Annotated in this window: 14 protein-coding genes; 3 read left to right on the top strand and 11 right to left on the bottom strand. The window is 28.3% G+C overall.

Features of this window, described 5'->3' with window-relative positions; all coding sequences use genetic code 11:
- Positions 1-56 precede the first annotated feature (56 nt).
- The 8 genes from L1S46_RS19450 to hypB form a co-directional block, all read right to left on the bottom strand.
- On the bottom strand, positions 57-398 hold the full coding sequence (locus L1S46_RS19450) for a hypothetical protein (protein ID WP_026885650.1): 342 nt from the start codon (positions 396-398) through the stop codon (positions 57-59).
- A gap of 14 nt (positions 399-412) precedes the next feature.
- Complete coding sequence (locus L1S46_RS19445; protein WP_238900782.1) at positions 413-1,090, bottom strand: ABC transporter ATP-binding protein; 678 nt, start codon at positions 1,088-1,090, stop codon at positions 413-415.
- Entirely contained in the window at positions 1,087-2,310 is a 1,224-nt protein-coding gene (locus L1S46_RS19440; protein ID WP_238860006.1) for an FtsX-like permease family protein, read from the bottom strand. Before L1S46_RS19440 ends, L1S46_RS19445 begins: the two co-directional genes overlap by 4 nt.
- Positions 2,311-2,315: 5 nt before the next feature.
- Complete coding sequence (locus L1S46_RS19435; RefSeq protein WP_238900781.1) at positions 2,316-3,416, bottom strand: ABC transporter permease; 1,101 nt, start codon at positions 3,414-3,416, stop codon at positions 2,316-2,318.
- A 696-nt stretch (positions 3,417-4,112) separates the two neighbouring features.
- Entirely contained in the window at positions 4,113-4,841 is a 729-nt protein-coding gene (locus tag L1S46_RS19430; protein ID WP_238860002.1) for an ABC transporter ATP-binding protein, read from the bottom strand.
- 4 nt (positions 4,842-4,845) lie between these two features.
- Positions 4,846-5,640 (bottom strand): energy-coupling factor transporter transmembrane component T, encoded by a 795-nt coding sequence (locus L1S46_RS19425; protein ID WP_077856776.1) that lies wholly within the window; start codon positions 5,638-5,640, stop codon positions 4,846-4,848.
- 167 nt (positions 5,641-5,807) lie between these two features.
- The gene (gene cbiM / locus L1S46_RS19420) at positions 5,808-6,797 is read right to left on the bottom strand and encodes a cobalt transporter CbiM (RefSeq protein ID WP_023974577.1); all 990 of its coding nucleotides are present in this window, start codon (positions 6,795-6,797) and stop codon (positions 5,808-5,810) included.
- A gap of 323 nt (positions 6,798-7,120) precedes the next feature.
- Positions 7,121-7,780 (bottom strand): hydrogenase nickel incorporation protein HypB, encoded by a 660-nt coding sequence (hypB, locus tag L1S46_RS19415; protein WP_238860001.1) that lies wholly within the window; start codon positions 7,778-7,780, stop codon positions 7,121-7,123.
- A 343-nt stretch (positions 7,781-8,123) separates the two neighbouring features.
- On the opposite strand from hypB, the gene L1S46_RS19410 reads away from it, so the two are divergent.
- On the top strand, positions 8,124-8,546 hold the full coding sequence (locus tag L1S46_RS19410) for a DUF3842 family protein (RefSeq protein WP_238860000.1): 423 nt from the start codon (positions 8,124-8,126) through the stop codon (positions 8,544-8,546).
- 97 nt (positions 8,547-8,643) lie between these two features.
- On the opposite strand, the gene L1S46_RS19405 is transcribed toward L1S46_RS19410, so the two are convergent.
- A complete protein-coding gene (locus L1S46_RS19405; protein ID WP_275297125.1) occupies positions 8,644-8,991 on the bottom strand; it encodes an isoprenylcysteine carboxylmethyltransferase family protein in 348 nt (115 codons plus the stop codon).
- A 241-nt stretch (positions 8,992-9,232) separates the two neighbouring features.
- Between L1S46_RS19405 and L1S46_RS19400 the strand changes: the two genes are divergently transcribed.
- Both L1S46_RS19400 and L1S46_RS19395 read left to right on the top strand, forming a co-directional pair.
- Positions 9,233-9,781: a MarR family transcriptional regulator gene (locus L1S46_RS19400; protein WP_238900780.1), complete on the top strand. Its 549-nt coding sequence runs from the start codon at positions 9,233-9,235 to the stop codon at positions 9,779-9,781.
- 26 nt (positions 9,782-9,807) lie between these two features.
- A complete protein-coding gene (locus L1S46_RS19395) occupies positions 9,808-11,253 on the top strand; it encodes a serine hydrolase (RefSeq protein ID WP_238900779.1) in 1,446 nt (481 codons plus the stop codon).
- Between the two features lie 305 nt (positions 11,254-11,558).
- Here L1S46_RS19395 and L1S46_RS19390 read toward each other — a convergent pair whose 3' ends face one another.
- The gene (locus L1S46_RS19390; protein ID WP_238900778.1) at positions 11,559-12,800 is read right to left on the bottom strand and encodes a DUF445 domain-containing protein; all 1,242 of its coding nucleotides are present in this window, start codon (positions 12,798-12,800) and stop codon (positions 11,559-11,561) included.
- 73 nt (positions 12,801-12,873) lie between these two features.
- Positions 12,874-13,920: an FAD:protein FMN transferase gene (locus tag L1S46_RS19385; RefSeq protein ID WP_238900777.1), complete on the bottom strand. Its 1,047-nt coding sequence runs from the start codon at positions 13,918-13,920 to the stop codon at positions 12,874-12,876.
- Positions 13,921-14,432 lie beyond the last annotated feature (512 nt).

The following is a 14,432-nucleotide window of genomic DNA, read 5'->3' as shown; positions in this document are numbered from 1 at the left end:
GCTTCATACCAGTTCACTAATTATCACTCTTAGTTATTTCTACAAAGACACCCTCGTTAATTTCTAGTTCTTTTCTTATTTTTTTTAATAATATCTATAACTACTATCAGTAAATATGTTATTAAAGACAATATTAAATAAACTATTATGGCTGGAATTATGCTGCCCATTCTATACCATTGATTAATAGGCAGTATGATTGATAGTGATAATAACAAAAATCCAATCAACATATTTTTTATTGATTTGAATGAAATAATAGTCTGAATTATAAACATTATCGGAAATAAAATATAAATACCAATTAAAATCCACTTACTATATGGGAAATGAGAATCTATAAATATAAATAAGAATGTTAATATACTCGGTAATATAGTTAAAAGTATTTTTTTCATAAATTATGACTCCTTTATTTAATACTATCCCATTTTCCATCTTTCATTTTCAAGGTTTTATTGCAAAAGCTTGCAACAAGATTATCATGTGTCACAACTAATATTGTCTTATTATGTTTTTGATTTAATTCTTGCAATATTTTCATAATTTTAATGCTATTTTCTTGGTCCAATGCTCCTGTTGGCTCATCAGCTAATATAATTTCGCTTTCTTGAGTAAGTGCTCTAGCAATGGCAACTCTTTGCTGCTGCCCTCCTGATAATTGCCTAATACTTTTATTTTTTAAATTCAATATATCTAATTCTTTCAAATACTTTATTGCCTTATTTATTCGTTCTTTTCGTGAAATACCTCTAAATTTAAGAGGAAGCATTACATTTTCTAACACGCTAAGATCTTTTATTAATGCAAAGTTTTGAAATATAAAAGAAATCTTTTCATTTCTGATTTTAGATAACTGATTAAGTTTCTTAAAGTCCACTTGAAAATCGTCAATATAATATTCACCTTTAGTAGGGTTGTCTATACAACATAATATATTAAGCAATGTGCTTTTACCACAACCAGAAGGCCCCATAATAGCTATAATGTCACCTTTATCCACCTTTAAGCTTATTCCATCTACAGCTATAACTTCGTTATCACCTTTTCCATAGGTTTTATATATATTTCTTAAATCTAATATACTCATTCTGTAAATCCTCCCATCATCTCTTTTGGAGTCAACTTATTTATTTCTTTAAAACTCATTAGCATAATTAAAATAATTGTTAATAACAATATCCCAATTGAAATATATAAATTGAATAATAAGTTTTCATTAATAAAAAATGCATAAACGCTTCCGCAGTTCTTTAAATAAAATAAACTTCCTCCTATGATTCCAATTAGTATATTTATAAGAAATTCAGAAGAAAATGTTTTAAATATATCTTTTTTACTAATTCCAAAAGAATAAAGAATTCCAATCCTATCTACATCTTCAGTTATTTTATAACTAATTGTAGTAATTATTGATGCAGATGCAATAATAGTAATTATAATTATTCTAAATATTTCATAGTACTTTTTTGATTTTATTTCTTCCAAAAATTTATCTAAATCATCACCAAAATCTGAAACAACTATATCATCAGAAATTTTTCTTATATTTGATTCTAATTCAGTTGAATTATTTTCTTTGTCACCATTGAAAAATATCGTTATAGGTTGATATCCAAAATTTTGAAAGAATGTTTCGTCACTAAGTGGAATAACAAATGACTTATTTAATAAAAATGAGCTATCTACACTATTTGTATAATCAAATGCTAATACATCCTTCTTAAATTGCCCTACAATTTTATAAGTTATATTATTAGCTACATAGCTAGTGCCAACCTTAACTTTTTTAGCCAAATCATTTCCGACAATTACAGGTACATATTCATCACTTCTAATCCATTCTTCTTTTGAAATTTCCTGAGTTATATTATTTTGATAATGTTCTATCATTCCATAATTGAATCCAATTGGATGTATCAACTCATCATTTGTATCTTTTTCTGTAAAATTAGACTCTAAGTCTTTAGAATTTAACCCTAAAACATCAATTGGAATATCCGTATACAGATCCCTTTGAATAAAACCGTAAGTATAATTATTTTTTGATATTAATTCAAGACTTTCCTTTATATCATTTTTATAATCTTCAATATCTTTGTTTTCCTTAAGGATCATCTTATAAAACGTCATGAACTTAGAATTATCTATGGAAATTGATCTGTTGTACCTATTTCTATATGACCTATCAAAGTTAATTAAAGAAACCAAAGACGCAGCATAAAATATCCATAAAGCTACTTCCAATATAATTAATACATTAACTATCAAGTTTCTTTTTATATCAAAAAAGATAAATTTGCTTTTCATACTACTTACCTTATTTCTTTCATTATTTTAAATCTAATTACATTAAACAACACTAGTATAGATACAATTATAGATATTATAAATATTAGCATTGAACTTAATATAATATTTGGAATGTTAACAGCTGAATATTGAGATGGGAAAGACTTCATCATAAAATCTATTGTAATTTTTGATAAAGCTAGTCCAGCAATAATTCCAATCGAAGATATTCTTATGAATTTTGCAAAAACCTCTTTAAATACATCAGAGTTTTTAGCCCCCAAGACTTTCATAATAGCAACTTTTTCACGTATATTTTTAGCAAAGAAATATGAAAATAAAAGTAAATTTGCTATACCAAGTATTATTTGATATAAGCTATTTTTAAGTTCGTAAACATTTTTGAATAAATAATCTATAACCGAAGTCCTCGAAATCTCTTTTTCAGAAACATTAATATTTTTCAGGTTAATTTCTTTAATGTCTATATTACTTATATTATTCTTATAAAAAATAACATTAGGAACCTTAGTGTTTATAAAATATAGAGATCTTATAGGAATTATACTGCTATATTTAAATACTTCAGTATTTCCAAGAACCCCAACAACTTTATAATCTTCATTAAATATTTTTATATAACGTTCCCCATTTTTCTCTTCAACTAATCTTTCTAAACAAAAACCTATAATAGCAACTTTTTCATTGCTCATTAACTCTTCTTCAGTTAAGTATCTTCCTTTAATTAAATTTCTACTTTCTATGTCAATCCCATTAGAGCAAGGCCATATATCATTAATATAAAACTTATTATCAACTTGTATTTGATCTTCAAATGGCTTTAAAATAATTTTCTTATATCCTGCCTCTTGAACAGCATCTACTATTTCTGATAAGCTTGGATTTTCTTTATCCTCATCTTTATTTACAACTTCAGCTCCATCAACATATTTAGTCTCATGTACTGTATCTATTTTTAGATACTTATAATCTTTATTAAATCGGTTTTGTTCTGTAACTCTATTATAATTTGAATATACAATACTTACTGTTAAACTAAATGCAAAAGTTGACACTAAAAAACCAATTATTAAAAATAGCTCTATCTTAGTATATTTATTCATATATTACTCCACATGAATATTAGTAACGCACTGATTTTTACTAATATTCTTATCTAAATTTTGATTTTAAACTAGCCTACCTTCACGTAAATGCACTTTTTCTAAACCTATGAGTTTGAGATATAACTCATCTTCCATACGTTTTGTGATGAGGTAGTGTATGTCCACTTTCCTAGCATCGTGGAGTTCTTGCAGCCCCTCTAGCATAGACATGATTATCACTACCTGAAATTGTATTTACGTCTAATGTTTTACATATCTTTATTTTAACATATATAACATTATTGCTAAGATTTATTTTTTCTTATTCTATATTTCTATTGCCACTGGACAAATGTAATTCTACTTCAATTTGGGCATTCGAATCCATCCAGCAAGTTTTATCATTTACCTTACCTACAAATGATAAACTAACAGAAATTAATATAGAATAAATTGTACATACAAAAATAAACGGTAGTTGGATTTCTCATTCCTAACTACCGTTTTTTACTTTTATGAATCTTTCATGAGCTAATATTCAATAATGTTATTTAATTTAATGACATACTTAATTTGAAAAATGACTTTAAAGAGATGTTAACCCTTCCTCTAATTTGATAAGATTAGTTGCAATTTTTATTCCATATAATATATTGCTTTTCTTAACTTGTATTGTTCTTTCTTCATATTATTATTTTCAGTATAGCTTAAACATTATATAATGTTATTGTCATATAGAAAGTCACTATCGTTCATTATCTCATCATAATTACCATCTCTAATAATCGCATGATTACTTGAAAAAACAATTGCTCTTTTAAATACCCCTTTTACATATTCAAAGTCATGGGTAGAACATAAAATAGTTTTTCCTGCATTATTTATAGCTATCATGAATTCTTTTAAAAATCTCTTAGTTTTAGGATCAAGTCCGTTCATTGGTTCATCAAATATATAAACGTCTGGATTTAAAACTACTACGGTAGCTATAGAAACCTTTTTCTTTTCTCCACCGCTCAAATGATATGGCTGTCTATCTCTTAATTCTTCAATTTTCAATAATTTTAGAGTGTCTTCTACCCTTTTTCTAACTTCTTCTTCATCCATTCCCATCTGTCTTGGCCCAAATGCAATTTCATCATATACATTTGAACAAAATAGCTGTACATCTGAATTTTGAAAAACAAAACCTATTTTTTTATGAAAAGCCTTCGAGAACTCTTCATTTTGCATTTTTTTATTATTAATTTCTTCACCTTCAAATAAATAACTTCCACTATCAGCAATTATTAATCCATTAATTAATTTCATTAATGTAGACTTCCCACTTCCATTTACACCTATTAAAGCAATGGCTTCACCTGCATCAATATGTAGGTTTACATTTTTTAGTGCGGTAACTTCAGCATCATATGAATAATTCGCATCTTTTATATCAATCATTAAATCACAACCTATCAAAATAAAAATATGTTAACACAAAAATTATGGTAAGAATAAAACAAACATAATCAACTAGCTTAAATTTAAATTTCGTATATACTTTATATGTTCCTGTAAATCCTCTAGATTCCATTGCTCCATACATCTCTTCTGCCATCTCTTTAGACTTTATAAACATAGTTCCTACGACTCCGGAAAGTGCAGTGCTTTTATGATTGTTTTTACCTACTGATCTTAATTTAAGAGCATAAACCATATTTAATGAAAATTCGCCTAAAATTATAATATATTTTATAGTAATATCAAGTACCAAAATAAATATATCTGGTATTCTAAATATTTTTAAAGTAATTATTAATTCATTCCACTGAGTAGTGCAAGTTAATATACTGACAGAAGCAACTGAAACTAATACTTTTAATGTGATCATTAAGGTATTATTACTATACCCTAAAAAAATAGCTGGTAACAAAATAATAAACGTAAAAATTGCCGCCGCCATACTTGCTTTGACAACATATTTTATTTCTTTTATACTTAAAAGATTTATTAGCACAAGCATAAACACAGTTGTAATTACAATAAAGTGAAAATTTCTGCTTAAGGAAACAAAAATAATTAGTATGAGCGTTGATATTAATTTAGTTAATGGGTTAATTCCAAATTTAGAGTTTCTTATTTTAGTTTGCTGCCTAAACATAGCAAGCACATTAAATATTGACAGAATGCTCTTATCTATAAAAGAATTCTTGTCTTTTAGCGGTGTATAATTGTCTTTCTTTAAAAGCCATTCTGGCATTAATAACTTCCTTTCTTATAACGTATATTAGGCACATTTAAAAGAGAACCCAAATATAAAATTTGGACTCTCACTTTTGTTTCACTACATATTGCTGAATTGATGGAGCACATATAAGTTAAACTAAGATTCAGATTTAAATCACCTCACCTGAATCAAGTTTCACTTTATACTTTTGTTGTCTTTTTCATACTTGCTATTATTCTAAATACTAACAATAGTATTGCAACACCTGCAACTGCAGATAAAATATATCCAAAATTATCTGGAAGACCTGCAACAGAATAATCTGGCATTAATGCATTAAAGCTAAATCCATTTTCCATGCCTTTAGGTATAAATCCTAACGTATTACCACCTGTTACTACAGAACTTATTTCATCAGTTCCCCATTCTCCCCAAGCTGTACCTGTAGCTAATAACCCTAATGGTGAGAGGCATATTAGCGCTATTATTAATCCATATACAGGCTTTGATTTTGTAGTAGCTCCCTCATAGATAATTCCTGGTGAAACTTTTTTTATAAAGCTTAATACGCCAACAGTTATAATTCCTTCTAATACTCCTGCGACTACAAGATGTGGAATAAGCATTGAAGGTATAGTAATTGATAAAGGATAAGGACAATATAGCGGTATACCTGCTGCATCTTTAAAAAGTAATGGCTGTACTCCGAATTCTATTGCTGCACATAAAGCGGCCAAATTTATTCCAATATAAGCTGCAATAAATGTCCCAATATATTCTCCTTTCTCTGTCTTAAATTTCTCTTTTAAAAACTTATAAATATAATAGCCTACAAATGGTATGACGAATGCCATATTAAAGCAGTTGGCTCCAAAGGCTAAAATACCTCCATCACCAAATAGTAATGCTTGAATCAAAAGTGCTATCGTCACTGAAATACATGCCGCCTCAGGGCCTAAAAGAATAGCAATTAATGTTCCTCCTACAGCATGTCCAGTGGTTCCACCTGGTAACGGAACATTGAACATCATCGTTAAAAATGATAGTGATGCCCCCACTCCCATAAGCGGCAATTTCTTTTTAGTTACCTCTTTTTTTACTTTTGTTACAGCTCTTGTCCAAACTGGAATCATTGCCGCCCCCATAACTGCACAGGTAGCTGGGCTTAGATAATTGTCTGGAATATGCATTTTAATTCCTCCTTTAAAGCATGTGAAGATAATTACACTTGTTATTTCCTCAATATGCCCAATTTTTAATAAAAACAAAACCACAAAAACTGATTACAAATAAAGCAATCAACCTTCGTGGTTATTAATAATCCAAATTAATCTATTAATTTATATATGTTGCAATTCACAATGCACATTTCACAACTACAGCCAAAATTCTTTTAATATTTTTAAAATTATGCTGAAGAATTATTTTTGCAATATATATTGTATGAAAACTGTATACCCTCGTAGTATACAATTTTATGATACTATACAATTCCAAAATTGTAAATATTAAATTACCTTTGAATTCTTGTTTTTATTTTTTCTTCAATATATGTAACAAATGAATTTAATCCTTGTCCAGTTCTTGATGATATTCTAAAGGTAGCTGCCAACGGATTTAATTCTTTAACATTTTCTTCTACCTTATTGTCATTAAAGTCAAAGTATTCCATCATATCATACTTACTTAATACAACTGCATCAGCTTTAGAAAATAGTAATGGATATTTTTCAACCTTATCATCCCCTTCTGGAATACTTAAAACAGCAATTTTAAAATCTTCACCAAGTTCAAACTCAGCAGGACATACAAGATTACCAATATTCTCAATAAAAATCAAATCAATTTCGTCTAAATCAAAGTATCCTAAGATATTATAAATTGCTTTTGATTCTATATGGCACTCTCCTTCTGTATTAAGCTGAATGACAGAAATTCCAAGTGAATCAATTTTTTCAGCATCTACTTGTCCCGCAATATCGCCTTCAACTACAGCAATATTAAATTTATCCTTTAATTGTTTTATTAGCTCTATAATCAAACTTGTTTTGCCTGTCCCTGGTGAACCCATCACATTTACTAAATATACATTTTTTCTTCTTAAAATTTCTTTAATATCATTGTTGAAATTTTCGTTTAATTCTAGCAGCTGTTTTACAACTTTAATTTTCATCCATTCACCTCATATCTGCAATTTTTTAATAACTTTATTATTTTGTGTTTCCAATAATCATATGAAATCTCTTCTCTTTATTCTATAATAATATATGTTAAGAACAAAATCACAGATTAATTTCAGTCAATTTAAAATTATATAGCCTTTTTATGAAATATGTGACCACCAATCACTTAATGTTACTAAAAAGCACTTGACTTATAGTTAACTTCAAGGTATAGAATAATATCAGAAACTATAAATAAAAATCTTATTTATAGTTTAGCACTAATTTATTTATACATTAACTACTTTTATTAAATTATATCTTTTAATCATAGCGAAAGGAATGATCATTAATATGAAAATTGCAGTAATAGATGCACAAGGTGCAGGCCTTGGTCAAAACATCATAAAGAGGATCCGTAAAGAAATAGAAAATGATGTTTATATTATTGCACTTGGTACCAACTCATTTGCTACCTCAAAAATGGTACAAGCCGGTGCAAATGTTGGTATAAGCGGTGAAAGGGCAATCAGTTCATTTTGCAAGACAACTAAAATAGATAGTATAATAGGACCAATCGGAATAATCTGTAGTGGAGGTATAAATGGAGAAATTACTACTATGATTTCCAATGCAATATTTAATATGGATTGTACTAAATATATACTTCCATTACAAAAGCATGGCATTTATATTCCTGGAACTAGAAATCTACAAATTAAAGATATAATTGAAGAAATTGTACTTGATATAAAAAATAATATAGAAAAATTCTAATCTAGTATTAATAGATTAAGATTACTTTATTAACACGCCTATAATTAATATCCAATAAATATATTTTTGCTTTTATATGATTAAACTATATTTTTCACTAAGTAAATAGAATAATCTTTTTAGTACACTTCTTATACTCTTGATAATCTGTCTTAGAGTTACTTTCTAATGTCTTTTCTTCAATCTTAATTCTATATCCATAAATGACAGCAATAATTGTTATAGTTACAATAGTTCCAATGATGCTTCTAAGAGCTAATGCTATTCCAATTAAATATAATATACTTCCGCTATATGCAGGGTGCCTAATGTATCTATATGGACCTGTTTGAATTATTTTTTGCTTTAAATCCACTTGCACTGATATGGTGAAAGATCTTCCAAGTGTCAATACTGAATACAACCTCAATATGATTCCAACATAGTAACTGCACAGCCTATCCAAAACATTATTTCAGGTAATATCATTAAATAATTCTTTCTACAAAAAAGATTCAGAAATATTATAGTTATAGTACCAAGTACTAGTATTAAGCAATATCCCCTATTCCTTTTTTCTTATTCAAGTCCTCTCTGTTTATAATGAAGTATAACTAAAAACAAATAGACAGTATATTGACTACATTGGAATAATATGCTATTGTAATTTTAGACAGTATATTGTCCAACTAAGGAGGAGATATTTTATGGATAACTATAAAGCGCTTTTTTTAATACAACAAATATACGCAACTCTGTTTTCTCTCACTAATAAAATTCAAATTAAGGGTGATGAATATTGTGAACCTTTAACTAGCAGACAGCTTATGGCAATGGTTGCTATTATTCATTTACCTGAAAATGAAACGACTCTAAATAATATTTCTAAAAAACTAGGTACAACAAAACAGAGTGTAAAACAATTGATTACTAATTTAGAGAACAAAGGATATGTAATTACTGTGCCAAGCCAATATGATAAACGTGCAGTTAATGTGAAGATTACTAAAGCTGGAACGGATGCCATGATGATAGGTGCCGAAAAATCGATGGAGTTTTTTGGGATGCTTTCTAAAGGTTTTTCCATTGAAGAAATGGAAATCTTATGGACATTATTAAAGAAATTATATAGGTTTGATGGCGAAGAGCAGGATGGTTTCGAAGAAGAAGCTGAATTTGATCTGGGTGACGATGCACTGGAAATACAAAAGAGAGCATTAAATGAATTTGATAGAAGAAGAAATGAAGGAAAATAAAAAATAAATAAAGGCGGTACAATATTATGAATGATATTCTATCTAATAACTCTCAAGATCTTAATGACTTTTTATCTAAGTATATGAATAAGTGGAAAATTCCCGGAATGGCTGTAGGTATTATTAAAGATGATGAAATAATATACTGCAATGAGTTAGGACTGCGTGATGTTAACAAAAATTTGAATGTTACAAAAGATACTTTATTTGCTATAGGCTCTGCAAGTAAATCTTTTACTTCACTATCAATAGGTATATTAGTTGATGAAGGTAAGCTTGATCTTGATACTCCTATAAAAAAATACATGCCTAGTTTTGAAATGCAAAATAAATATGCTGAAGAACATATTACATTAAGGGACATGCTTTGTCATCGTTCAGGATTGCCTAGACATGATATTTTATGGTATACAAATCCTTCTTTAAGCAGAAAAGAACTGGTAGATAAAATTAAATACTTGGAATTTAGTAAAGATTTCAGAGAAACATGGCAATATAATAATTTGATGTATGCCACAGCTGGCTACCTTGTTAAACTAGTTACAGGAATGACCTGGGAAGAATTTGTGAAATCAAGAATTCTTGAGCCTCTTGGTATGAACAGCACAAATTTCTCAGTAGATGCTTTAAAAGAGTCTTCTGATTACAGTAAGCCCTATGCGCAAAAAGGTGAAGAAATTAATCAAATAGACTTTAGAAAACTAGATGCTGTTGCTCCTGCTGGTTCTATGAATTCAAGTTTAAATGATATGTTAAAATGGCTTAGCCTTCATTTGAATAAAGGTAAAGTAAATGGAAAACAGATTATATCAGAAAAAACTATAAGTGAGTTACATTCACCTCAACTCCCTTGTGAGCTAATCCCTTTAAAGTTTGATGAATTACAATTTTCATCTTATGCCTTAGGTTGGTTTGTTGAAGCCTATAGGGGAAAAAAACATGTTAACCACGGTGGAAATATAGATGGATTTTGCTCCTATACAAGCTTTCTTCCAGACGAGAATATTGGCGTAGTTATTCTTACTAATTTAAATAATCCTGTCTGTGCAATGCCTATAGCATACCATATATACGACAAGCTTTTAGGCTATGAACATAGTGATTTTTGTGAAAAACTAGAGGATGAAGCTGAAAAGATGATGAAAGCAATGGAAGCTGCTACTAAGCCTAGAATAGACTCAAAAAAAGATAACTCAACTCCATCTCACTCCCTTGAAGAGTATACTGGCATATATGAAAATCCAGCATATGGTTCTTTAAAAATCGAAGTAAAAGATAATATCTTAAAATTAATTTATAATAATATAGACTATACACTTAATCATAAATGCTATGACATTTTTACCATGACAATAATGGAATATTACTTGATTGATGTAACCTTTAATTATGATAGTAATGGAAATATTAAAAGTGTTTCAATACCTTTTGAGGAGACTGTAAAAGAAATTTTGTTCATGAAATGTAAATAATAATAATATATATATTGCAAAAATAATTCTTCATCATAATTCTAAAAATATTGTAAGAATTTTAGCTGTAATTGTGAATTGTGCATTGCAACATATATAATAATACAGAATTGCATTTATAGATCTTCTTTATTTGCAATTCTCTTTATAAGTTCAGTACATTCTTCTACAGCCTTCTACAGCAATAATATCTGCTCTAAAATCTACTAAAAAAACATTGTGAAACTCTATTTTTTAGCAGTGAAATTTTCAACCTATAGATACTCTTTATTTATTAACAAATACTGATGATGCGTTTTTAATACTTACAAAACTCTAATTATCCCTAATACCAGACCAACGCAAAAACCACAAATAGCACCATTTATCCTTATCCACTGCAAGTCATCGCCTACACGCTCTTCAATCAATTTTATAAGAGTTTCAGTATCTAATCTTTCAATATTATCTCTAACTAATCTTCCTATATTTTCATGATTGGAATTTATGTAACCTGATACACGTTCCTGTATCTGCTGCTCTAATTTATTTATTAAATCAATATCTTCTGATATACTGTCTATTAAATTGCTTAGCATTGGCAGTATATTATTTCTTATGTAGTCTTCTTTAACATAACCTAATATTATATTTTTTAATTCATCTAATATTTTTATTGTAAAGTTATTTAGTTCAACATTACTGCCTAAACTCATTTTATACTCATCTATTTTTTGAATAACTTCTTCATTGTTACTTATGTTTCTTATATTGCTCTGCATTAATTCAAGCAGTGTAATTCTACTGGTATTATCATGTTTTTTTAAATCCTTTAATATTACAACGACTAAATCTTGAGCTATTTTTCCTACTTTATCTTTTCCTAAAACATTTAAGACTGTATTTAATGAATATTGCATTATTCCACTTATCTTTAGTTTATTTATAGAATTGAATACTATATTTCCAAGTTCATTCTTTACTTTATCTTGCTTTACTATCTCTTCAAGCTTAATAAGTAAATTATCTAAAATTTTCTCTTCATAATTATTTCTTAAGAATATGCCAATTAATTTTTCAAGAAAGTTTTTAGAATCTAATGTATTCAAATATTTTTGAATTAGTTTAAGCAAAGATGAAGAAACTTTTTCTATAGGAATATGCTCTATGACACGTTTAATAACATACATTCCTGCTTCTATTCCTTGCTTAGAACATATAATTTTTTTGCATATATTTAATATTTTTTTCACTACTTCTAATTCATGTACTTTATTTATAATACTTGATTTATTGAGCAAGTTGTTTTCAACTATTGATACTAAACCTTCTGTTATTCTTTTACGATTCCTAGGCAGAAGTGCAGTATGTGGAATTGGAATTCCTAAGGGATACCGAAAAAGTGCTACTACTGCAAACCAATCTGAAAATCCACCTACCACTCCAGCTTCAAATCCACTTTGCAATATAGTTATTATAGGTGTATTTTGTGGAAACAAAGTAATTATAAAACCTATAAACATAATGACTAATAAAATTAAGGCTCTTTGATTAGTTTTCATTTTCATATTATAGCCTCCTATATTGTCAGTATGTAAACATATTGTAAAATTTATACTAGACTGAGGCATAATAAAAAAATTAATTGGCAAATTTAAAGTCTGGATCTAATTTATCTAATTTTATATTCCAGTTTGAAGATTTATAAATATTATAATCAGAAGTTATTGCCATGCAAGAAACACCTTGCAAGCTATCTATAAATTTCAAGCCATTATCCACACCTGCTATAAAAACAGTTTTGGTTAAAATATCAGCAAGCATATTGCTATCAGGAATACTGCTGTCTACAACTATAGTTACACTCATTACACCATTATCTGTTGGATATCCTGTGCTTGGGTTTAATATATGATGATACCTCTTACCATCCTTTATAAAATATCTTTCATAATCCCCAGAAGTGGAAAGTGCTTGTTCTGATAAATTAATTATTCCTACATAATCTTGATCGCTGTCTTTTCTAGGATGCTTAACTCCAACATTCCATGGTGTTCCATCTGGCTTTTTACCAACTGTATATATAGAACTACCTCCAAGGCTTATAATCCCGCCTTTAATATCGTACTCTTTATAAATTTTTAACACTTCATCTGCAGCAAATCCTTTAGCTATTCCACCTAAATCTATTGCCATACCTTCTTTTAGTAACTTAATACTACTATCCTCTTCATTTATACTGATATCATTATATCCAACTAGCGGTAGTTTTGACTTAATCTCATCATCTGTAGGTATTCTTTCGTTATCTGTTCCTATTCCCCAAAGATTTACAAGTGGGCCTACAGTTATGTCAAATACCCCATTACTCAATTTAGAATACTTAACTGCGGTTTCAAGCATTTTAATAATCTCAGGATGTACTTGTACATATTCTTTACCTGCAGCTTGATTAATTTTACTTATATCACTGCTATCTATAGTCACACTTGCCATTTGCTCAATCTCATCTAATCTTGAAAAAGATGCTTCTATAGCTTCATTAGCTTTTGGACCATATGCTTTTAGCTGAAAAACAGTATCCATTTTCAATGCCGTTTTAGTAATAATCTCCTGATTCTTTGAACACCCTGAAAAAATAAGAATACATAGTATGCATGTCATTAACATAGATATTTTTTTAATCACTTTAATCGCCCTCATAATTCAATTTAATAAATTTATTAACCTACCAAACATTTTACATCATTTTAGAGTCATTTTATAGAATTTTTTCCAATAAAGTAATATTTTTATTTAACATTTTATAGATAAACAATATATAACTTAGATTTATGCGCATACCTCACCGAAATGAATAATATACTTTTGTTCCAGTTTCTAGGTGATTCTGATGGGTGATTCTAAGGCTATAAAGTTGCACCCAAAGTACTAACCTCAAAGAACAAGCTCTCAACTAGCACATTTGGAACAACTTATAGCCAAAGAATCACATCCATCAAAATTACCAATGAAACATTCCACAAAAATATATTACCCATTTCTAGTTGGGATATATTTCATAGTATAAATCTAACTTATAATTGGCTTATCTATATGGATGAACATATTAACAAATTTACTAAAACTTTAAGTTCATATCTTTACTAGAAATCATAAATATATTTGTGAAGAAAACATTTGAAAATGAGCTGTTAAAG

Origin of the sequence: Clostridium sp. YIM B02500 (genome assembly GCF_022324665.1) — a bacterium.
In the GTDB taxonomy this organism is placed as follows: Bacteria; Bacillota; Clostridia; order Clostridiales; family Clostridiaceae; genus Clostridium; species Clostridium beijerinckii.
The sequence above is the reverse complement of the archived record's forward strand: the minus strand, read 5'-3'. Positions and strand labels throughout refer to the sequence as shown.